General features: G+C 68.2%; 16 protein-coding genes. 3 read left to right on the top strand and 13 right to left on the bottom strand.

Annotated elements, in window-relative coordinates:
- Positions 1-87: 87 nt before the first annotated feature.
- Positions 88-2,157, bottom strand: a complete 2,070-nt coding sequence (locus tag V5F48_RS04565; RefSeq protein WP_394040513.1) for a hypothetical protein — start codon at positions 2,155-2,157, stop codon at positions 88-90.
- Positions 2,158-2,307: 150 nt separating this feature from the next.
- Between V5F48_RS04565 and V5F48_RS04560 the strand changes: the two genes are divergently transcribed.
- Positions 2,308-4,590, top strand: coding sequence for an NADP-dependent malic enzyme (locus tag V5F48_RS04560; RefSeq protein ID WP_394040511.1), 2,283 nt, complete (start codon positions 2,308-2,310; stop codon positions 4,588-4,590).
- 378 nt (positions 4,591-4,968) lie between these two features.
- On the opposite strand, the gene V5F48_RS04555 is transcribed toward V5F48_RS04560, so the two are convergent.
- The 4 genes from V5F48_RS04555 to V5F48_RS04540 form a co-directional block, all read right to left on the bottom strand.
- On the bottom strand, positions 4,969-5,604 hold the full coding sequence (locus V5F48_RS04555) for a glutathione S-transferase family protein (RefSeq protein WP_394040509.1): 636 nt from the start codon (positions 5,602-5,604) through the stop codon (positions 4,969-4,971).
- Between the two features lie 48 nt (positions 5,605-5,652).
- Complete coding sequence (locus V5F48_RS04550) at positions 5,653-7,068, bottom strand: HlyD family type I secretion periplasmic adaptor subunit (RefSeq protein WP_394040507.1); 1,416 nt, start codon at positions 7,066-7,068, stop codon at positions 5,653-5,655.
- Positions 7,055-8,974 (bottom strand): type I secretion system permease/ATPase, encoded by a 1,920-nt coding sequence (locus V5F48_RS04545; RefSeq protein WP_394040505.1) that lies wholly within the window; start codon positions 8,972-8,974, stop codon positions 7,055-7,057. The genes V5F48_RS04550 and V5F48_RS04545 overlap by 14 nt, the downstream gene beginning before the upstream one ends.
- A 425-nt stretch (positions 8,975-9,399) precedes the next feature.
- Positions 9,400-10,062: a TetR/AcrR family transcriptional regulator gene (locus V5F48_RS04540; protein WP_394040503.1), complete on the bottom strand. Its 663-nt coding sequence runs from the start codon at positions 10,060-10,062 to the stop codon at positions 9,400-9,402.
- 147 nt (positions 10,063-10,209) lie between these two features.
- On the opposite strand from V5F48_RS04540, the gene V5F48_RS04535 reads away from it, so the two are divergent.
- Positions 10,210-11,466: an HlyD family secretion protein gene (locus V5F48_RS04535; RefSeq protein WP_394040501.1), complete on the top strand. Its 1,257-nt coding sequence runs from the start codon at positions 10,210-10,212 to the stop codon at positions 11,464-11,466.
- A gap of 445 nt (positions 11,467-11,911) precedes the next feature.
- A complete protein-coding gene (locus V5F48_RS04530; protein WP_394040499.1) occupies positions 11,912-13,507 on the top strand; it encodes a DHA2 family efflux MFS transporter permease subunit in 1,596 nt (531 codons plus the stop codon).
- A gap of 13 nt (positions 13,508-13,520) precedes the next feature.
- Here V5F48_RS04530 and V5F48_RS04525 read toward each other — a convergent pair whose 3' ends face one another.
- The 8 genes from V5F48_RS04525 to soxY all read right to left on the bottom strand — a co-directional run bounded on the left by V5F48_RS04525 (position 13,521) and on the right by soxY (position 20,836).
- Complete coding sequence (locus tag V5F48_RS04525) at positions 13,521-14,789, bottom strand: FCSD flavin-binding domain-containing protein (protein WP_394040497.1); 1,269 nt, start codon at positions 14,787-14,789, stop codon at positions 13,521-13,523.
- 23 nt (positions 14,790-14,812) lie between these two features.
- Complete coding sequence (locus tag V5F48_RS04520) at positions 14,813-15,319, bottom strand: DsrE family protein (protein ID WP_394040495.1); 507 nt, start codon at positions 15,317-15,319, stop codon at positions 14,813-14,815.
- Between the two features lie 153 nt (positions 15,320-15,472).
- Positions 15,473-15,823, bottom strand: a complete 351-nt coding sequence (locus V5F48_RS04515) for a c-type cytochrome (RefSeq protein WP_394040493.1) — start codon at positions 15,821-15,823, stop codon at positions 15,473-15,475.
- A gap of 62 nt (positions 15,824-15,885) precedes the next feature.
- Positions 15,886-16,671 (bottom strand): c-type cytochrome, encoded by a 786-nt coding sequence (locus V5F48_RS04510; protein ID WP_394040491.1) that lies wholly within the window; start codon positions 16,669-16,671, stop codon positions 15,886-15,888.
- The gene (soxC, locus tag V5F48_RS04505) at positions 16,655-17,977 is read right to left on the bottom strand and encodes a sulfite dehydrogenase (RefSeq protein WP_394040489.1); all 1,323 of its coding nucleotides are present in this window, start codon (positions 17,975-17,977) and stop codon (positions 16,655-16,657) included. Before soxC ends, V5F48_RS04510 begins: the two co-directional genes overlap by 17 nt.
- A 182-nt stretch (positions 17,978-18,159) precedes the next feature.
- A complete protein-coding gene (soxB, locus tag V5F48_RS04500) occupies positions 18,160-19,851 on the bottom strand; it encodes a thiosulfohydrolase SoxB (protein ID WP_394040487.1) in 1,692 nt (563 codons plus the stop codon).
- Positions 19,852-19,961: 110 nt separating this feature from the next.
- Positions 19,962-20,291 (bottom strand): thiosulfate oxidation carrier complex protein SoxZ, encoded by a 330-nt coding sequence (gene soxZ, locus V5F48_RS04495; protein ID WP_394040485.1) that lies wholly within the window; start codon positions 20,289-20,291, stop codon positions 19,962-19,964.
- A 71-nt stretch (positions 20,292-20,362) separates the two neighbouring features.
- Entirely contained in the window at positions 20,363-20,836 is a 474-nt protein-coding gene (gene soxY, locus V5F48_RS04490; RefSeq protein WP_394040483.1) for a thiosulfate oxidation carrier protein SoxY, read from the bottom strand.
- Between the last annotated feature and the right edge of the window lie 162 nt (positions 20,837-20,998).

Here is a 20,998-nt window from a genome sequence, read left to right as displayed (position 1 = left end):
GGGAGGGGCCGCGCCGTGTTCTGTTCCCAGCACCTGAGGCCGGAGACATCCGGCCTCAGGTGGGAGAAGGCTTCGCAGCCGGCGGCCTCAGGGCGCCGTCGCGGTTGCCGAGAAGCGGAACGCCTCCAGCACCACCGAGGGGTCGTCCGAGCCCGCGAGCGCCAGCAGCGGCACGCGGCCCTTCGGGGTCGCCGTCACCGTCAGCGTACCGGGCTTGCGCAGGAAGGCCACCACCGCCTCGCCCACCGACTCCGCGTCCGGCGAGACAGCCTTGAGTTCGGCGGCGAAGCCTTCCGCCAGCGCCACCACCTCGTTGCGATACTCGTCCTCGCTCACGCCGGCGGCTGCGGCCATCTGGGCGAAGATGAGCTTGGCGAGGCCGAGATCCGTCAGCGTCACCTTCACCGGCCCCGCCGCCACCGCGGGCAGGGCCGAGATGAAGCCGGCGGCGTCGGTGAAGGCGGCATCGGGCACGTCCGCCAGCGTGCTCTCCAGGTTGACGCGGAAGGCGTCCTTCACCTCGGTGGTCACCGGGGCGATGGTGAGGGTGCGGTCGTTGATGTCGTAGGCCGCCTTCAGTCCCATGGAGATGGTGGCCCGGGTGATGCCGGCCCGGAGCAGATAGGTGAAGGGCTCGCCGTCGTCGGCGTTGATGGGCCCGGACACGTCGGCGAGGGTGAAGTCCAGGTAGGAGGGCAGGGCCCCCAGCGAACCGCCCCACGACAGGGCGAAGGTACCGATCTTCACCGGCTCGTTGCTTTGCTGCCCCTCGCCATAGGGCACTTCGAGGCCCTTCATCTCCACGCCGGAGAAGACCTTAAACAGCACCAGCGCCGACAAGGGCGAGGGCGCATCCGCCTCGGCGGCGAGCCGGGTCAGCTGGTTGAAATCGAGCTGGCGCACGGCGAACCGGGCCATCTTCGCCGCGCCGCCGCCGGGGGTGACGCCCTCCACGCCTTCGAGGGTGGCGCCGTCGAGCACGCCGTTGGCGAGCCCCTCCAGCCGCACCATGGCGACCTTGCCCTTCGCGCCCTGCTGCTCGCTGGTGGCGTTGGTGATGGCGTAAGTGGTGAAGGCGAGCCCGCCGGCGAGATCGCGCGTCACCTCGATGAAGCGCCGGCTCTCCTCCGGTGACAGGTCGGGCGCCTTGCGACCCAGGGCTTCGAAGGTGGCGATGCGCTGGGCGTCGAAGGATGCGGGCCGGATGGCCATGTTCTCCAGCAGAATGGACTGGGCGCCTTGGGTCGGGCCGTTCTCCTGCGTCATCTTGTAGGGGCCGGTCACCACCTTGCCGACGATGCGGCCGTAGGTCTCCGCCGCCTTGCCGGAAGGCCCGCCGGGCTGGGTCATGAGCAGGAGCGGGGCGGTATCGATCTGCGCCGCCACATAGCCGTCGATCTGCGCCGTGGCCCGGCTGGGCGCGGTCTTGTCCGGCGCGGCACCGGCGCCCGGCTGGGCATCCTTCGCGCTGTCGCCGATCTGGGCTTGGGGCAGGGGTGGCAGCGGGAAGGAGAAGGTGATGGTGTCCACCACCATGCTGCGGATGAGCCCCGCATTCACGCCTTCCGCGGCAAGGTTGCGGTAGGTAAACTCGGAGGGTGCGGCGCCGGCCGGCGTGATGCGGCCGCGGGCCTCGGGAATGGTCACCTTGGCGGCGGTGGTCGCCGCAAGCTGGCGCAGCGCCACCCGGAGCGCGCCGAAGGGGCCATTGCCCTCGCCGGCGGCCACCAGCGTCATGGGGCCGTTGTAGCGGTCGATCATGACCTGCGGCAGGGTGTAGGTGATGGTGCCGCCGGCGGCGGCTTCGCCGGTCAGGGCGATCTCCACGCCGTCGAGGTCGAGGGCGTCCACCGCCACGCGCCGGTCGTTGGGCCGCTCGCCGCCGCGGGCGGAGAGGCGGTCCACCTTCACCCGTGCCGCCCCGTCGGGGGAGAGGATGGAAATGCCGGTGACGGTGATCCCCATCTCCTTGGGATCAAAGGTGGCGTCGGTGAAAGAGGCCTTCGCCCCGGTGTCCCTGATGCCGGCGAACACGGCGTCCACCTCCGCGCGGACCTTGGTGCGCGACCATGCGAGGAAGCCGTACCAGCCGGCGACGCAGAGCACGGCCACAAGGCCGATCGCGCCGGCGATCCGAAGGCCGAATTTTCTGCTCATGTTCCGTCCTTTCCTCCGCCGTCCGGCCGAGTCGTGTCACGCACGTGCAACATACCTCAATTTTTGTTCCGGCCCGTGACATGGGAGAGCGTGGCGGCTAGGTTGCAGCCCGTTTTGCCGAGCCGGCGGGCTCGAGGAGGGGGAGTGGATATGGCGTCCAATATTTCCGAGGATCTGCGTTCCGGGGCGCTCGTCTATCATCGCCTGCCGAAGCCCGGGAAACTGGAGATCCAGGCCACCAAGCCGCTCGGCAACCAGCGCGATCTCGCGCTCGCCTATTCCCCCGGCGTCGCCGCCGCCTGCGAAGCCATCGCCGCCGATCCTCTCCTGGCGGCGGAACTGACCATCCGCGCGAATCTCGTCGCCGTCGTCTCCAACGGGACCGCGGTGCTCGGCCTCGGCGACATCGGCCCGCTCGCCGGCAAGCCGGTGATGGAGGGCAAGGCTGTCCTGTTCAAGAAGTTCTCCGGCATCGACGTGTTCGACATCGAAATCGACGCCAAGACCGTCGAGCGCATGGTCGACGTCATCAGCGCGCTGGAACCCACCTTCGGCGGCATCAACCTGGAAGACATCAAGGCCCCCGAGTGCTTCGAGGTGGAAGCCCAGCTGCGCGCGCGCATGAAGATCCCGGTCTTCCACGACGACCAGCACGGCACCGCCATCATCGTCGGCGCCGCGGTGCGCAACGCCATGGAGGTGGGCAAGCGCAAGATCGAGGAGCTGAAGATCGTCGCTTCGGGCGCCGGCGCGGCGGCGCTGGCCTCGCTCAACCTGCTTCTCACGCTGGGCGCGAAGAAAGAGAACATCTGGGTCTGCGACATCGAGGGCGTGGTCTATGACGGCCGCAACACCCTCATGGATCCCTACAAGGAGAAGTTCGCCCAGAAGACCGACAAACGGACCCTGGACGAGGTGATCGAGGGCGCGCACATCTTCCTCGGCCTCTCCGCCGGCGGCGTGCTGACGCAGGACATGGTGAAGAAGATGGCGGACCATCCGCTCATCCTCGCCCTGGCCAACCCCACGCCCGAGATCATGCCGGAACTCGCCCGCGAGGCGCGCCCCGACGCCATGATCTGCACCGGCCGGTCGGACTTCCCCAACCAGGTCAACAACGTCCTGTGCTTCCCCTACATCTTCCGCGGGGCGCTGGACGTGGGGGCGACCGACATCAACGCCGAGATGAAGATGGCCGCGGTGGAGGCCATCGCGGCGCTCGCCCGCGAGACCCCGTCCGACGTGGTGGCCCGCGCCTATGGCGGAGAGACCCGCGCCTTCGGCGCCGATTCGCTCATTCCCTCGCCATTCGACCCGCGCCTCATCCTGCGCATCGCGCCGGCGGTGGCTCAGGCGGCCATGGACACCGGCATCGCCACCCGGCCCATTGCCGACATGGACGCCTATATCGAGCGGCTGGACCATTTCGTGTTCCGCTCCGGCTTCATCATGCGGCCGCTGTTCGCTCAGGCGAAGCGCAGCATGAAGCGGGTGGTCTATGCCGAGGGTGAGGACGAGCGGGTGCTGCGCGCCGTCCAGGCGGTGGTGGAGGAGGGCATCGCCCGCGCCACGCTGGTGGCCCGCCCCAGCGTGCTCGAGGCGCGGCTCAAGCGCTTCGGCCTCTCGATCCGGCCGGGACAGGATTTCGACCTCATCAACCCGGAAGACGATCCGCGCTACCGCGACTATGTGCGGGACTACGTGGAGGTGGCCGGCCGCCGCGGCGTGACCCCGGATGCCGCCCGCACCCTCGTGCGCACCCATCCCACCGTGATCGCTGCCCTCATGGTGCGTCGCGGCGAGGCGGATGCCATGCTGTGCGGCATCGAGGGCCGCTTCACCCGCCACCTGCGCCAGGTGCGCGACATCATCGGCCTCGCGCCGGGGGTGAAGGAACTGGCGGCCCTGTCGCTGCTCATCACCCCCAAGGGCAACTTCTTCATCTGCGACACGCAGATCCAGACCGAGCCCACCGCCGCCGACCTCGCCGAAATGACGGTGCTGGCCGCCGCCCACGTCCGCCGCTTCGGCCTTCAGCCGCGGGTGGCGCTGCTGTCGCACTCCAACTTCGGCAGCCACGAGACGCTGTCCGCCAAGCGGGTGCGGGCGGCGCTGTCCATCGTGCGCGACCGCGAGCCCGACCTTCAGGTGGATGGCGAGATGCAGGCGGATGCGGCCCTGGTGGAAGACATCCGCCGCCACAGCTTCCCGCATTCGAGCCTGCAGGGCATGGCCAATGTGCTGGTGATGCCCGACCTCGACGCCGCCGACATCGCCTTCAACATGCTGAAGGTGCTGGGCGATGCGCTGCCGGTGGGGCCGATCCTGATGGGCACGGCCAAGCCCGCGCACATCCTCGGTCCGTCCATCACCGCCCGCGGCATCGTCAACATGACGGCGGTGGCGGTGGCCGAGGCGCAGACCGTGGAGTGAGCGGAGGGCCCGTCGTGACCCTCTGAAGCCGCGCCCTCTCCTGTTCCGAAGCCGGATGTTTCCGGCTTCGGTTCCCGCGCGGCGGCGGAAGAGAGGGTTTCTGCTGGTGGGGCCGGCTGGTCCCATCTCTTCCCCGGCTGACCATCGCCCCTCCTCCTCCAGCCCCCGTCATGGGAGAGGGATCAGGTCGCGACCCGGCAGGGCGACCTCGGGGCAGGGGACATCGGGAGTGAACTTAGGGAGCAGTCTTAGGGAGCAGCTTGGGGAGCGAGCTTGGGGAGCGGGCTCGCGGGCCGTCGCGCTTCGACGGCATCACGCGACGAAGCCGCAAGTGCATCCGGCTCCGCAAGTGCATCCGGCTCAGCAAGTGCATCCGGCTCAGGTCAAGGGCAGCACCATGAGCTCGGCTGCGATCGGGCGGACCTTCAGCCGCTCGTACCAGGCGAAGAGGTGCGGGAAATCGGGGCGCTCCAGCCCGGTGCCATCCAGCGGCAGGTGGAACCAGCGGTGGCAGGCGCTGGCGAGCGGAATGTCGGCCATGGTGAAGCGCTCGTCCACCAGGTAGGTGCGCGTCGCCAGGGCGCCGTCGGCCACCGCCAGCGCCTCCTTCAGCTCGCCGAAGGCGCGGGTGATGACGGTCATGTCGCGGGCCTCCGGCCGGGTGCGCACGAGGCCGCGGAACACCGGCGAGAGCACGGGCGCCACCGCGCTCAGCTGGAAATCCATCCAGCGCTCGGCATCGGCGCGCAGGCGCAGGTCTTCCGGCATCAGCGTTCCCATGCCGTGGCGCGCGCAGAGATAGCGCACGATGGTGTTGGATTCCCACAGCACGAAGCCGTCGTCCTCGATCACCGGCACGCGGCCAAAGGGGTTGAGGGCGCGGAAGGCGGGCGTGTCCACGAGGCCGAAAACGCCGCCCGCGTCCATGCGCTCGAACGGGATGGACAGCTCCCGCGCGCACCACACCACCTTTTCCACGTTGACCGAGTTCAGCCGGCCCCAGATCTTCAGCATCCCCGTCTCCTTTTCCGAACCGGTTCGGGTGGTGCCCCCCGGCGCCGTTCAGCGCTCCGTGAAGGCGCGGGAGAAGGCATCGGTAAGGGGCCGCACCAGATAGCTCAGGACCGAGCGTTCGCCCACATAGAACGCGACTTCCGCATTCATGCCCGGCACCAGGCGCTGCTTGAGCTGCGGAGGGATGTCGGTTTCGGCCACCGCCACCCGGGCCAGGAAATAGGGCTGGTGGGTGGTCTCGTCCACCAGCCGGTCGCGGGAGACCGACTTCAGCTTGCCCATGACCATGGGGGTGGTGCGATCGTGGAAGGCGGGGAAACGCACCTCCACCGCATCGCCCTTCTTCAGGCGGTCGATGTCCTGCACCGGCACCTGGGCATCCACCACCAGCGGCTCGTCCAGGGGCACGATCTCCAGCAGGGTGTCGCCCGGCCGCACCACCGCGCCGACGGTGTAGACGCGGGCATTGAGGTTCTGCACCGTGCCGCCGCGGGGGGCGCGGATGTCGATGCGCCCGAGCACGTTGCGCGTCACCCGCACCTTCTCGCTCAACTCGGCGATCTTCTGGCGCACGTCCAGCAATTGCTTGCCGATGTCCTCGGCCCGCTGCTGGCGCAACTGGGAGACCTGCATGGTGAGTTCGCCGATGGCGCCGCGCACCTTGGCGGTGTCGGCGGTGTTGCGTCCGACCATGCCTTCGAGCCGCGCCTTCTCCCGCTCGATCTGCGAGACGCGGGACTTGTTCACCAGCCGCTTCTGCTCCAGCTGGCGCAGGGAATCGAGCTCGTCGTCGATGAACACCAGCTGCTGCTCGGCGGACAGCCGCTCCTGGCTGAGGCCCTCGATCTCGTGGCCGGACTGCTCGGCGCGGCTTTCCAGGATGCCGGTCTGGCTCTTGAAGGCGGCGCGCCGGTCGCGGAACTGGGTGAGCTGGTCGGCCATGGCGTCGCGCACCACGGGCAGGCCGGCGTGGGCGATGAGGTCGCCGGGGAAGGTGATCTCCTCCCGGTCGTCCCGCTCGGCCACCAGCCGCGCCTCCAGCGCGAGGCCGGCGCGCAACTGGGCCAGGGCGGTGTCGTCGCTGGCCCTGGACTGGGTCGGGTCGAGGCGGAACAGCACCTGGTCCTTCACCACCTCCTCGCCTTCCCTGACGAGGATTTCGGCGACGATGCCGCCTTCCAGATGCTGCACCACCTGCCGCTTGCTTTCCACCGCCACCACCCCGGGGGCGATGACGGCGCTGTCCACCCGCGCCAGCGCCGCCCAGCCGCTGACCCCAAGGAAGGTGAAGGCGATGATGGCGTAGCCGATGCGCGCCATGGCGTGATAGTCGCTCGACGGCGGCGGCGGCGCGCCCGCGGTGGGCTGGGGAACCGGCGCGGATGGTTGCGCGCCGGCGGCCACGGCGGTGTCCGGCCCGGCCGGCGCGGTGCGGGGGCTGAACCAGCCGTCAAGAAGCCGCATGGCCATCTTCCATCGCCGGGGGGCGCGGTGCGGGGAGAATGTGGGGCGGATCGTCGGCCGGAGCCACGCCCAACGGAACGCTCGCCAGCGGCGGGCGCGGGCGTCCGCCCTGGGCCGCATGCTGCAGCGTGGGATGGCCCATGGTGACCCCCGTCGGCGGGGCGCCGGGCTGGGCCGCCGGTTGGGGGCCGGCCCCCGTCATGCGCTTCATCATGTCCTCACGCGGGCCGAAGGCCTGCAGCGCGCCGTCCGAGATCGCCAGAATCAGGTCGCACTGGCCGAGTGCCGCCGGGCGGTGGGTCACGACCACCACCGTGCGCCCGGCGGCCTTGAGCTGCCGCAGCGCTTCGGAAAGGGCCAGCTCGCCGGGCGGGTCGAGGCTGGAGTTGGGCTCGTCGAGCACGATGAAGGCGGGTAGGCCGAACACCGCCCGCGCCAGCCCGATGCGCTGGCGCTGCCCGCCCGACAAGGCGACGCCGCCTTCGCCGATCTGGGTGTTGTAGCCCTGCGGCAAATGCTGGATCAGGTCATGCACGCCGGCGAGACGGGCGGCGGCAACCACCTCGCCGTCGTTGGCCTCGCCGAAGCGGGCGATGTTCTCGGCGATGGTGCCGGAAAACAGCTCCACGTCCTGCGGCAGATAGCCGATGGCGCGGCCCAGCTGCTCCTCGTCCCAGTGGCTCAGCTCCGAGCCGTCGAGCCGCACGCAGCCGGAGACCGCCGGCCAGACCCCCACCAGGGCACGCGCCAGGCTGGACTTGCCGGCCGCGGTGGGGCCGACGATGCCGAGCCCGGTGCCCGCCGGCAGGCGGAACGACACGTTGCGCAGCACCGGCACCTCGCGGCCGGGAGCGCGCACGAACAGGTTCTCCACCGTGATCTCGCCGCGCGGCTCCGGCAGGCGCAGCCGCCGCCCCGGATCCGGCGCGCCGGCCAGGAGCTGCTGGATGCGCCCGTGCGCGGCGCGCATGTTCACCACCGACTTCCAGTTGCTCACCGCAAGTTCGATGGGCTGGATGCAGCGCCCCACCAGGATCGAGCCGGCGATGATCATGCCGGGGGAAATCTCCTTCTGGATGGCGAGGTAGGCGCCGAGGCCGAGCACCACGCTCTGCACCAGCGCGCGGTTGAACTTGGTGAGCGCCAACAGGATGGAACCGCGGTCGCCGGCCTTGCCCTGCCAGCCCAGCGCCTGCTCGCGCAGCGCGCCCCAGCGTCGGCGCAGCTCGGGGGCCATGCCCATGGCATGCAGCACCTCGGCGTTGCGCAGGGTTGCGGCGGCCAGCGTGTTGGCGGTGATGCCGGCGCGGCCCGATGCCGCGAGGCTGGCCTGGGTGGCCCGGTTGTTGAGCACGGCGAGGGTGCCGGATACCAGCGCGCTGCCCAGGGCCAGAAAGCCGTAATAGGGATGCAGCAGCGTGGCGCAGATGGCGTAGATGGGCATCCACGGCAGGTCGCACAGGGCGGTGAGGGCGGGACCGGCGAAGAAGTCGCGGACGCTGTCGAGGTCCCGCAGGGCCTGGGTCTGGCCCGCGCTGCGGTCACGCACCGCGGTGCGCTGGATGGCGTCGAACACCGGCACGTGGACTTCGGCGTCGAAGGCGAAGCCGGCCCGCTCCAGCACCCGGGAGCGCAGCGCTTCCAGCGCCGACCACACCACATAGAGGAAGGCGGTGATGAGGGTGAGCAGCACCAGCGTCTCGATGCTGCGGCTCGACAGGACGCGGTCGTAGACCTGCATCATGTAGATCGAGGCGTTGAGCCCCAGCAGGTTGATGAAGAAGCTGAAGACGATCACGGCGATGAAGGCGGGGCGGATGGCCCGCAAGGCCTGATCGAGCGCGGTCGGCTTGGGCGCGGTCGAGTGCGCGGGCGATGGCCCCCGGTGGCCGGGCGAAAGGCTCATGAAAAATCCTTGGCGCGGGCCCAAGGCGACGCCCGGCAGGCGCCGGCCGCTCGGGTGGGAGCGGTGGCGCGCCCGCTTTGAATTCAGGGTGTCTTGACGGCGAGGCGGTGGCGCGTCCACGTCACGGACACGGTGCCATTCCCTTCAGGAATGTCAGGCGCCTGCTGGTGGGCGGTGCACAAAAGACGGTTCGTCGTCCCGGCCAACCCCGGGGCTCGCGAATAGAGGTCATGATGACGCCTCCGGTTTCGACGGTATGACGATGCATTGCCACCGTCGCAGATCAAGCCTTAAACCGGGGTTACACTAGCGCAATTGGAAGCAGCCAACGGGAAATCGCGTTTTATTGACACATGCTTACGCGGTGCGGCAACCTTGGCGGGAAAATCTTTCCAGAAACAGTCAATGGCAGTCGAGGGTTGGCTCTAGTTTCGCAAAATGCCATAGGCGGCGAGAAAGACCCGCACCGCGCCGGCGACGGTCCGCTCGATTTCGTCGGGGGTCGGCTGCTCGCCGGTGCCGAACATCAGGCCCTTTACCAGATTGCCCTGGCACAGGTTGAAGAACTGGAACGCGGCCATCTCGCAGTCGTCCACCCGCAGGTGGCCGAGGGCGGCCTGGCGGGCGATGAGATCGGCAAGGCGGCGGCCGCCGTGGCAGGGGCCGGCGTCGAAGAAGGTGCGGCCCACTGCCGGGAATTTCTCCGCGGCGCCGATGACCATGCGGACGAGGCGGATGTGATCGGGCTGCACCATCATGGTCATGAAGGTCATGCCGATGCGCATCAGCAGGCTTTCCACGTCGGCATCATCCGCATCGAACTCGAACAGGCGCTCGGCGGACTTGCGGCGGTCGGTTTCCACCAGCGCCTGGAACAGCTCTTCCTTGCTGGAGAAATAGACGTAGATGGTGGCCTTCGAGACCGCGCTGGCGCGGGCGATCTCGTCCATGCTGGCGCCGTCGAAGCCCTTGTCGAAGAACACGCGCCGGGCGCCGTCGATGATGTCGCGGCGCTTCTTGGCCTCGGGCTCTGCGGGTTCGGGCGCGGTCGCGACTTTCGGCGCGGCGCCCTTGGTGGGATGCCTCATCTTGACCCTTCCTGACAGACACCCTGCATAGGAGCGCCGGGGCGTGCTGTCAAAATAATTGACTGAACGGTTTAGTTCAATATACTCCGTCTAAACGTTGAACTGAACCGTTCAGTCGAAACATTTCGCGCCAGCCGGAGGGCGACCGTGACACAGGCGAACAGGACCGAACCGGCCGCGCAGGACGCCGCCCCCCACCCGCCGGCCCCCCATCTGTCCGATTCGCCTTCGCCGGCCGCAGGGGTGACGGTGCTGAGACGGCCCGGCAGTGCTCCCGAAGGTGCCCCCGGCGGCACGCCCAACAATACGCCATTTACCGACGCCCCGGCATCGGACCCGGCGGGCGAGGCGGCGGCACCGAAGAAGCGCTCGGTGAAGCGGTTCGTCTTCGGCGGCCTGCTCGCGGCCCTGGTGGCGGGCGGCGGCTGGTATGGTACCCATTGGTGGCAGGTGGGCCGGTTCGAGGTCTCCACCGACGACGCCTATGTGGGCGCCGACACCTCCATCCTCGCCGCCAAGGTGGGCGGCTACGTGAAGAGCGTGGATGTCGTCGCCAACCAGTGGGTCAAGGCCGGCGACGTGATCGCGCGCATCGACGACGGCGACTACACCCTCGCCCTGCGCGCCGCGCAGGACAAGATCGCCACCCAGGATGCCGCCCTGTCCCGCTTCGACGAGCAGGAGAAGGCGGCGGAGGCCGCCGTCGCCCAGGCTCGGGCGCAGCTGGCCGCCACCCTGGCGGACCTGCAGCGCACGCAGCTGGAATTCGACCGGCAGAACAAGCTTGCCAGCTCCCATTTCGCCAGCCAGTCGGTGCTCGACAATGCCCGCGCCGACCGCGACAAGGCACAGGCGAACGTGGCGGCGGGTCAGGCCGCCGTCGCCTCGGCCGAGGCAGCCGTGACGGTGCTCAAGGCCCAGCGCGTCGAGGCCTCGCGGGTGCTCGACCAGTACCGCACCGCCCGCGACCAGGCCCGGCGCGACCTTGATTTCACCGTGGTGCGCGCGCCCATCGACGGGGTGGTGGGCAACCGCACGGTGCAGGTGGGCCAACTGGTGCAGCCGGGCACCCGCCTTGCCGCCGTGGTGCCGCTGGCCAGCGTCTATGTGGACGCCAATTTCAAGGAAACCCAGCTCGGCCGCCTGCATCAGGGCCAGAAGGTGCGGGTGTGGGTGGACGCCTATCCGGACCGGGATTTCGCCGGCACGGTCATGAGCGTCTCACCGGCCTCCGGCTCGGTGTTCAGCCTTTTGCCGCCGGAGAACGCCACCGGCAATTTCACCAAGATCGTGCAGCGGGTTCCCGTGCGCATCGGCTTTACTGCCGGCGCGCTCGAAGGCCACAGCCTGCGGCCCGGCATGTCGGTGACCGCCGTGGTCGACACCCGCGCCGACGCCTCCTGAGGGGCGGGGAGGGTCCGCCGTTGCTCCCTCTCCCGCTTGCGGGGGAGGGGCGGGGAGGGGGCGCGGCGATGGGAAAGAAGCCCGGCGATGGGCGTACGCTGAGAGGGCTTGCCCCCTCCCTGCCCTCCCCCGCACGCGGGAGAGGGTTCTCCGGCTTTCCGGACATGGGCCGTGCTCTCAACTAGCGCGCTGTCGCTCCCTCTCCCGCTTGCGGGGGAGGGTTGGGGAGGGGGCGCGGCGGTGGGGAAGAAGCCCGGCGGTGGGATGGCGCGGAGGTCCAGCCCCCTCCCTGTCCTCCCCCGCCCGAACTCGGCTTCTGCCGAGTTCGGTTCCCACGAGCCGAGGCCGGAAACATCCGGCCACGGGCGGGAGAGGGTTCCACCGGCGCACCGGGCGTGGGCGGTGCCTTCCGCCTAAAGACAGCGCCAGCCCAAGGACGAACACCATGGCCACCGCCATCACCCAAGGCCCGCCCACCGCCCCGCCCATGGCGCCCGCCGCCGCGCCGGGGGTGGAAAGACGGCGCATGGTCGCCTTCCTGTGCATGGTGTTCGGCATGTTCATGGCGATCCTGGACATCCAGATCGTCTCGGCCTCGCTGGCGGAGATCCAGGCCGGGCTCGCCGCCTCCTCCGACGAAATCTCCTGGGTGCAGACCAGCTACCTCATCGCCGAGGTGGTGATGATCCCGCTGTCGGGCTTCCTGTCGCGGGCGCTGTCCACCCGCTGGCTGTTCGCGGCCTCGGCGGCGGGGTTCACCTTCATGAGCTTCATGTGCGCCACGGCGACCTCCATCGAGCAGATGATCGCCTACCGCGCGCTCCAGGGCTTCCTCGGCGGCGGCATGATCCCCACCGTGTTCGCCGCGGCCTATTCGGTGTTCCCGAAGGAGAAGCAGCCCATCGTGGCGCCCATGATCGGCCTCGTGGCGACGCTGGCGCCCACCATCGGGCCCACCGTGGGCGGCTATCTCACCGACCTGTTCTCCTGGCACTGGCTGTTTCTGGTGAACGTCGTTCCGGGCATCGCGGTGGTGATCGCGGCGGTGACGCTGATCGACTTCGACGAGCCGGACTTCGCTTTGCTGGACCGCTTCGACTGGTGGGGCCTTTTGTTCATGGCGGGCTTCCTCGGCAGCCTGGAATTCGTGCTGGAGGAAGGCCCCACCAACGACTGGTTCGAGGACACGTACATCTCGGTCTTCGCGCTGGTGTGCGGCGTCTCGGCCCTGGCCTTCTTCGCGCGGGTGCTGATGGCGAAGGAGCCGGTGGTGGATATCCGCGCCTTCGTGAACCGCAACTTCGCCATCGGCTCGGCCTTCAGCTTTGTGCTGGGCATCGGGCTCTATGGCCTCACCTATCTCTACCCGGTGTATCTGGGGCGGGTGCGGGGCTATTCGGCGCTCCAGATCGGCGAGACCATGTTTGTCACCGGCGTGTTCATGTTCATAAGCGCCCCCATCGCCGGGCGGCTGATGACGCGGCTCGATCCGAGGATCATGATCGGCGCCGCCTTCGCCGGCTTCGCGCTGGGCACCTGGTGGATCACCTTCATCACCAAGGACTGGGATTTCTGGGAGCTGCTGATCCCGCAGATGCTGCGCGGCACCTCGCTGATGATGGCCATGATCCCCATCAACAATTTGTCGCTGGGCACGCTGCCGCCGGCGCAGCTGAAGAATGCCTCGGGCCTGTTCAACCTCACCCGCAATCTCGGCGGGGCGGTGGGGCTCGCCCTCATCAATACCGTGCTCAACAACCGCTGGGACCTGCACCTCGCGCGCCTGCACGAGAGCGTGCAGTGGGGCAACCAGGCGGCGCTGGAGCAGATCGACGGCCTCACCCGGACCTTCGAGGGCCTCGGTTCCCTGGCCTCCGACGCGGCGCTGAAGCAGCTGGCGCTTGTGGTGCGGCGGGAGGCGCTGGTGATGTCCTTCGCCGACGTGTTCTACCTGTTGACCTTCGTGTTCCTCGCTTTGGTGGTCGCAGCCCCCCTCATGCGCCGCCCGAAGCCCGGCGGGGCAGGGGGCGGCGGGCATTGAGGATCGGCGCCCATCACCCGAAGATGTCGGCGGTGATGGCGGAGTACCAGCCCATGTTCTCGGCCTGCGTCGCCCGGCGCAGCTCGGGCGGCTCGCTGGTCTTCGAGATGAAGCCCTCCACTTCGCGGATCTTCCCATCGGCGGGGGCGTAGCGGCCGCCCACCTTCACCGCGTCGTCTGGGGCAATGAGGCTCCAGCAGGTGTTGGCGTAGCGGGCCGGGAAGGCGCGCGCGCCGATCAGCTCCGCCCGCACGGTCATGGCCGCGACCTTGGCCTGGCTGTTGGCGGCGAAGGCGGATTTGGGCATGTCGCCGGGAATGGCGGCATCGCCGATGACGAAGATGGACTTGTCCATGCGCGAGGCCATGCTGTCGGGATCGATGGGGCACCAGCGCGACCCATCCGCCAGCCCCGCCTGCCGGGCGATGGCCCCCGCCATCTGCGCCGGGATGACGTTGACGAGGGCCGCGTCCCGGTAGGTCTCGAAGCCGGTGACCACGGTGGAGGTCTTCGGGTCCACCGATTTCAGGCCGTCCGAGATGCTCGGGGCCATCCACTCGATCATGCCGGGGTAACTGGCTTCCCAACCCTGCTGGAACAGGCCCTGTTTGGAGAACTTCTCCTTGGGATCGATGATGATGATCTTGGCCCGGCCGCGTCCGGTGCTCTTGAGCACATGCGCCATCATGGAGACGCGCTCGTAAGGGCCGGGCGGGCAGCGAAACGGGTTGGGCGGGGCGATCATGACGATCAGCCCGCCGTCCGGCACCTGGTCCAGCTTCGCCTTCAGGATCTTGGTCTGCGGCCCCGCCTTCCAGGCGTGGGGCATGATGTCCTCGGCCGCCTTGCTCCAGCCCGGGACCGAATCGTAGTCGAGGTCGATGCCGGGGGAGAGGATGAGGCGGTCGTAGGGCAGGCGGCCGCCGCCCGCGAGCACCACCTCGCGCCGGTCGCGGTCGATGGCGGCAGCCGCCTCATGGACGACGCGCACGCCGTCCTTCGCCAGCCCCTCATAGCCGTGCAGGAGGCTGTCGAAGCTGCGGAAGCCGCCGAGGAAGAGGTTGGAATGGAAGCAGGTGACATAGGTGGGGTTCGGCTCCACCAGGGTCACCTCGATGGCGCCGGCGGCGTCCTTCGCCACGTAGCGCGCGGCGGTGGCGCCGCCCGCGCCGCCACCCACCACCACGAGGCGGGGCTTGGCCTGCCCCAGCACGGCGGGGGCGCCGAGGGGTAAGGCTGCAAGGCCTGCGGCGGCCAGAAAAAGCCTGCGGGAAACGGTCATGGTTTCCTCCTTCGTATGTCGGTTCATCCGATCTTGATGTAGGCAAAACCCTTGTTCTGGAGCGCGCCGACGGTGGCGACCCCGGAGGGCACGAAGGCGATGTAGGGGGCCTGGCGCGCCCTGGCCTTGTCGAGTTTCAGCCGCTCGAAGGTGATGGAGCACAGATAGATCCTGAGCCCGTTCTTCGCGACCGCCTCCACCTTCTCGAAGATGGCGGGCACCATGACCTCGTCGCGCCAGGTGGTGCCGTCGAGGGTTTCGAGGAAGAACTTCACCCCCGGACCGTGCGCCACGATGGCGAGCTGCAGCGCGAACGGGTCCGCGCCGTAGGCGGCATAATGGTTGGAGATGTTGGTGAGCATCTGCACGAAGCGCGGCGGGTCGCCGAAGTCGCAGTGATAGAGGCAGGCATTGTCCGCCTCCTTGGCGATGTCCTTGGGCTCCAGGCTCTGGGCGGCGCGGGCCGCCACCGGCACCGTGCCGGCCAGGGCCATGGTGCCGAGGAATGCCCGGCGGTCGAAATTCGGCATGTGGTCCTCCCGTTGGGAGCGCGCGGAGCGGGCTGGCCAGCCCTCCCGTCCTCCCGTGTCCGGACGCTGTCGCGCGTCTCGTTTCCTTCACCGCGCCGCGGTGTCGCGACTTTTTACCGTGCCGCGCTATCGCGACTCCCGTGCCGTGCCGCGCTATCGCGCCGTGGGCTGAATGTCCGCGAAATAGGCGGCGAGGGCGGCGATCTCCTCGTCGGAGAGGGCCGCCGCCTGCGCGCGCATCACCGCGTGGTCACGCTGCTTGCTCCGGTAGGCGTCCATGACGGCGATGAACTGGTCCGGCGGCCACCCGGCGATGACCGGAATGCCGCCCGCTTCCGGACCCGCCCTTTGCCCCGCCGGCTGATGGCAGGTGACGCAGGGGCCGGCGAGATAGGCGCCGAATTCCCGGTCGCCGGTGGCGAAGGCCGGCGTGGCGCCGACGAGCGCGACGGCCGCCACGAGGCGGGTCCGCACCGTCATCCGCTGCGCCGGCCGGAACATCATGGACCTGCTCTCCTCGGCCGGGGGGCGCTCATGGGTGGTCCCCTCTCATTCCAGATTGCCCCTCATTCCAGGTTACCCTTGGGCGCCTCGCCGTCCGGGGTCACGTTGAGGATCTGGGCGCGGGCGGTGACATGCACCTCGCCGGAACAGTCCTTCATGCACGGCTCGGCCTTCCAGAAGGCCTTCTCCGTGGTCTCGCGGTCGTCCTCGTAGAAATTCGCCGTGTTGGGCAGCACCACCTTGGGGAAATTCTCCTTGGACAGAACGTAATCCTCCGGCACCAGATCGTTGAGGTTCAGGAGATAGGCGACGATGGCATAGGTCTCGTCCGGCGCCAGCGACTGGTTGTTGCCGAACGGCATGGCGCGGTGGACATAATCGAACACCGTGGAGGCATAGGGCCAGAACGAGCCGATGGTCTTCTCCGGCCGGTCCGATTTCAGCGTGCCCTGTCCCCCCGCCAGCACCGGCCAGCGCCCCGCCCCCTCGCCGAACTCGCCGTGGCAGACGGCGCAACTGCGCAGGAACAGCTCCTCGCCCTGCTTCACTGATCCCTTGCCCGCGGGCAGGCCCTCGCCGTCCGCGCGCACGTCGATATTCCAGGCGGCGATCTCCTCGGGCAGGGCCGGGCGGCCCAGCGCGATGGCCTTCGCGGCCGGCGCTGGCGCGGCGGCCGAAACGGTTGCCGCCTGCCGGGGATTGGCTTTCTCCACCCCCGTCTTCTCCACCCCCGTCTTTTCCTGAGCCCCGGCCTTGGCGGGCGCCGCCTTCCCCTCGGGGGCGGCGCCGGCGGGGACGGCGAGAAGGAGCGCGGACGCCACCAGCAGCGCCTCAGCCGACTTCCACATTTTCCGTCTCCCCGTTGGAGCGCACCAGCCAGGTCTGGATGCCATTGTTATGATAGATGGAGTTGGTGCCGCGCACGGCGCGCAGTTCTTTTTTGGTGGGCTGCACATAGCCGGTGTCGTCCATGGCGCGGGACTGCACCATCAGCTCCTGCCCGGCCCAGTCGAAGTCCAGGTAGAAGCGCGTCATGGCCATGGGCATCGCCGGCCCCTCGATGCGCGCGGTGGTCCAGTTGCGCCCGCCGTCCAGCGAGACATCCACGCGCTTGATGGTGCCGCGCCCCGACCAGGCGATGCCGGAGAGCACGTTCGGCCCTTTCTGGCGCAGGGGGGCCTGCGGGCTCGGGCTGGTCACCACGGATTTCGCATCCATGATGAAGGTGAAGCGGCGGGAACGGCCATCGGCGAGGAGGTCGGTGTATTTCGAGGTTTCCTCGCGCTGCTGCCACGGCTGGTCGCCCACCTTGATGCGGCGCAGCCACTTGATCCACATATTGCCTTCCCAGCCGGGCACCACGAGACGCACCGGATAGCCCTGCTCGGGCCGCAGGGCCTCGCCGTTCATGGCGAAGGCGACGAGGCAGTCGTCCAGCGCCTTTTCCATGGGGATGGAGCGCGTCATCACCGCCGCGTCGGCGCCCTCGGCCAGCACCCATTTGCCCTTGGGCTTCACCCCGGCCATGTCGAGGAAGGTGCGCAGCGGCACGCCGGTATAAAATACGTTGTGGATCATGCCGTGGGTGAACTGGCAGCCGTTGAGCTGCGCGCCGCGCCACTCCATGCCGGAATTGGCCGCGCATTCGAGGAAATAGGCCCGGTTAACCCGCCCCGGCATGCGCTTGATGTCTTCCAGCGTGAAGACCAGTTCCTTGTCCACCATGCCGTGGATCATGAAACGATACTTGTCGGGGTCGATTTCCGCCTCGCCGCCGTGGTGGCGCACGAAGCACAGGCCGTTGGGCGTGATCGGCCCGTCGAGGGCGTAGAGCGGGGTGAAGCTCACCGAGCTTTCCGAGCTGGCGGTGAGCCAGGTCACCTCGCGCCGCACCACGTCCTTTTCGAACTTCGAGGGCTTGCCGTAGGGATTGACGTTGACGCCGGGACCCAGCGTCTTCGACCAGTCCGGAACCGGCACGATGTTGGGATCGGGACCGGCGGCGGCTGCGGGGCCGGCCCGCAGGGCGCCGACGCCGGCCGCGGCTGCGCCGGCACCCAGTCCGGCCACGGACAGGAAGCGGCGCCGCGAGAGGGGCGGTGCGGAACCGTTCCCGGCGGGGCGGCCGGTCTCGGGGAGCTGGTTATCGGACATGGCGTCCTCCATGATATTTTTTTATTCGGATGTTTGAATATTTATGGCGGAACGTGGTGCCTGGGAGGGCAGGGTGGGGGCTGGGGCCTCTCCACCCGGCGCGATGTTTGCCGAAAGGGCCTGCCCCCTCCCCAATCCTCCCCCGCAAGCGGGAGAGGGGGCGGGCCGGTCCTTCCATTCCCTCACGCCCCCGTCACCTTCACCGACGCATTGGGCGCGATCTTCACGCTCTTCGCGGCGGCCACGTAGCGCTCCACCACCTCCCACACGGGCGGGCCTTCCACGGTCTGGGCGATGGAGGCCCAGCCGGCGACCGTATAGGTCTTGTCCGCCTCCAGCGGCTTGCCGGTCTTCAGGAAGGTGAGGTCGGAGATGCGCTGGCCGGGGCCTTTCGACACGTCGATGGCGTAGCCGACGCCGCCCACCCGCACCATGTCGCCGCCGCCCTGGAAATAGGGGTCGGGATGGAAGATGTTGTCGGCCACATCCTCCAATATGTCCTTCAGCTGCCGGCCGGTCATGGTGTTGCGGTAGCAGGCCGGATAGGTGATGGCGGTGGCGTTGGAAATGGCCTCGAAGGTGATGGGATCGCCCGGCAGCAGGGTGCCGCCCCAGCGGAAGCCGGGGGAGAGGGCAATCTCCGCATCCCGCTCCTGCATGAGGGCGTCGCAGATCATGTCGTCGAAGGTGCCGTTGAAGTTGCCGCGCCGGTACAAGAGGCTTTCCGCCCGGCCCACCTCGCGGGCGAGGTCCCTGGCATAGGGCGCGCGGATGTCGGCCACCAGCTTCGCCATCTCCGGATCGGGCGCGATCACGTCCGAGAACACCGGGATCAGCTGGAACCTGTAGCCGGTGACTTTCTTGTCGGCCACATCGAGATCGAGGCGGGACAGGAACTTGCCGTGGGAGCCGGTGGCGATCAGCAGGGTCTTGCCCACCTCGGTGGCGGCGGGCATGGCATCGTGGGTGTGGGCGGTGAGGATCACGTCGATGCCCTTCACCCGCGAGGCCATCTTGCGGTCCACGTCGAAGCCGTTGTGGGAGAGCAGGACCACCACGTCGGCACCGTCGGCGCGGGCGGCATCCACCTGCTTCTGCATCTCCTCCTCGCGAATGCCGAACTCCCAGTCCGGGATCATCCAGCGCGGGTTGGAGATGGGTGTGCGCGGGAAGGCCTGGCCGATGACCGCGATCTTCGCGCCGCCCTTCTCGAAGGTCTTCGCCGCGTCGAACACCGGCTCCTGCCATTCCGTCGAGCGGATATTCTGCGCGAGGAAGGCGAAGGGGGCCTTCTCCTTGATGGCCATGACCCGGTCGGCGCCGTAGGTGAACTCCCAGTGCCCCACCATGGCGTCGAGGCCGAGGGCGGAGAACACCCGCACCATGTCCTCGCCCTGGGTCTTCAACGCCGACCACGAGCCTTGCAGCCCGTCGCCGCCGTCGAGCAGCAGCACCTTGTCCGCCCCCCGCTCGGCGCGGATGGCCTTGACGAGGGTGGCGATGCGGTCCGCCCCGCCCATGCGGCCATAGCTGCGGGCGAGCGCCGTGAAGTCCTCCGAGGTGAGGGCATAGGCGTCGCGGGTGCCCGGCTTGATGTTGAAGTAATTGAGGAACGCCATGTCGGTGAGATGCGGCGGCACGCCCCGCGCATCGCCGACCCCTAAATTGATAGACGGTTCACGGAAGTAGAGCGGATTGAGCTGGGCGTGGATGTCGGTGATGTGAAGTATGGTGAAGGTGCCGCCCTTGCCGAACTTCAACAGGTCATTCTGGGTCAATTGACCGCCGATGGCCTGCGCCAGCCCCGTGCCCGAGGTGGCGAGAAGGCCGGCGAGCGCTGTCCCGGCGGACAGAAAATCGCGCCTTGAGATCATGGTGGTCGCGCTTTCTAAAAGTCATGGGGTGCCATTTGCCGGATCACTGGGTGATCCGGCAGTACAACGCGCCCGAAAGACAGACGACTGGCGAGATATGTGCTTCGACGTCAGGCGACGGTGAGCTTGGCGGTGGCCTTCTGCTCGGCGCCGGCGTCGTCCTTCCACGAGAAGGTGAACTCGCCGCTCTCCTTCGCCTTGTAGAAGAAGGACTGGAACGGATTGGCGGAGATCGCGGGAAACCATTCGGCCTTGAAGAAAGGCTTGCCGTTGAATGCGGCCTCGAAGGTATTGATGATGTCGCGCGGCACCGTCTTGCCGGCGGCATCCTTGCGCTGGCCGCTTTCCATCTCGTGGGAAATCAGGGTCTTGATCTCGATGATTTCGCCGGCTTTCGCCTGGGCGGGCACGCGCACGCGCGGTGCGGACTTGATGGCCATCTGTGTCCTCCAACACTTTTAGTGGGGCAATTCTTGCCCGCGATTATTGTGATTCGTTTTTTTTGTTTTATTCAGCCGCCGCAGCCGCCGATGGTGACCTTCACCTGCGCCTTGGTGGAAAAGAGCGCACCGGAGGACATTTCCGCCACCGCGATCACATTCTGCGTCTGCGCCAGCCGCATCCGGGCGGAGGCCGACGCCTTCCCGCTCTGCGGCGTGAAGGTATAGGTGAGCACCTGCGGAAGCGGGTTGCCATCGGCGAAGACATGGACGGACTTGACGAAATCTGTGTCCGTCATGGGGCTGTCCACATCGATGTTGATGGGCACGACGAGGCCGTTCTCGGCGATCTCGGGCACGTCGAGCTTGACCCTGCCTTCGCCCATCACCTTGCCGCCAAAGAGCTTTTTCATCTCCTCGGCCACCTGCGCCTCGGTGGCGAAGCTCATGCGCGGCGCCAGCACCGCGGCAAGGGCGGCAATCCCCGCCAGCTGGAGCGCCCGGCGGCGGGTGGCAAGATGGGGGGCATCCACTTGAAAAGTCATTCGTTTCCTCCTGGGCGGCCCATGGCTGAGGGCCTAATTGATTATTATTGCTTGATGATTTCAGGAAGGCGCGCCGCGCCGTCGCCGATCAATTTCATATATTGTGATATCGATTTGTTTGAATGTAAAGTATCCTCTATCGGGTCATCGCGATTGCCTGTC

This window comes from Xanthobacter autotrophicus ATCC 700552 (assembly GCF_043194565.1).
Lineage (GTDB): Bacteria > Pseudomonadota > Alphaproteobacteria > Rhizobiales > Xanthobacteraceae > Xanthobacter > Xanthobacter autotrophicus_F.
This window is presented reverse-complemented; position numbering and strand designations above follow the sequence as displayed.

Bases quoted from the DNA above. Each gene is read 5' to 3' on its own strand.
- soxC (WP_394040489.1), bottom strand. From the start codon at position 17,977: ATGTCCGATAACCAGCTCCCCGAGACCGGCCGCCCCGCCGGGAACGGT.
- soxY (WP_394040483.1), bottom strand. From the start codon at position 20,836: ATGACTTTTCAAGTGGATGCCCCCCATCTTGCCACCCGCCGCCGGGCG.
- V5F48_RS04510 (WP_394040491.1), bottom strand. From the start codon at position 16,671: ATGTGGAAGTCGGCTGAGGCGCTGCTGGTGGCGTCCGCGCTCCTTCTC.
- V5F48_RS04565 (WP_394040513.1), bottom strand. From the start codon at position 2,157: ATGAGCAGAAAATTCGGCCTTCGGATCGCCGGCGCGATCGGCCTTGTG.
- V5F48_RS04520 (WP_394040495.1), bottom strand. From the start codon at position 15,319: ATGCCGAATTTCGACCGCCGGGCATTCCTCGGCACCATGGCCCTGGCC.
- soxB (WP_394040487.1), bottom strand. From the start codon at position 19,851: ATGATCTCAAGGCGCGATTTTCTGTCCGCCGGGACAGCGCTCGCCGGC.
- V5F48_RS04530 (WP_394040499.1), top strand. From the start codon at position 11,912: ATGGCCACCGCCATCACCCAAGGCCCGCCCACCGCCCCGCCCATGGCG.
- soxZ (WP_394040485.1), bottom strand. From the start codon at position 20,291: ATGGCCATCAAGTCCGCACCGCGCGTGCGCGTGCCCGCCCAGGCGAAA.
- V5F48_RS04550 (WP_394040507.1), bottom strand. From the start codon at position 7,068: ATGCGGCTTCTTGACGGCTGGTTCAGCCCCCGCACCGCGCCGGCCGGG.
- V5F48_RS04555 (WP_394040509.1), bottom strand. From the start codon at position 5,604: ATGCTGAAGATCTGGGGCCGGCTGAACTCGGTCAACGTGGAAAAGGTG.
- V5F48_RS04525 (WP_394040497.1), bottom strand. From the start codon at position 14,789: ATGACCGTTTCCCGCAGGCTTTTTCTGGCCGCCGCAGGCCTTGCAGCC.
- V5F48_RS04540 (WP_394040503.1), bottom strand. From the start codon at position 10,062: ATGAGGCATCCCACCAAGGGCGCCGCGCCGAAAGTCGCGACCGCGCCC.
- V5F48_RS04560 (WP_394040511.1), top strand. From the start codon at position 2,308: ATGGCGTCCAATATTTCCGAGGATCTGCGTTCCGGGGCGCTCGTCTAT.
- V5F48_RS04545 (WP_394040505.1), bottom strand. From the start codon at position 8,974: ATGAGCCTTTCGCCCGGCCACCGGGGGCCATCGCCCGCGCACTCGACC.
- V5F48_RS04515 (WP_394040493.1), bottom strand. From the start codon at position 15,823: ATGATGTTCCGGCCGGCGCAGCGGATGACGGTGCGGACCCGCCTCGTG.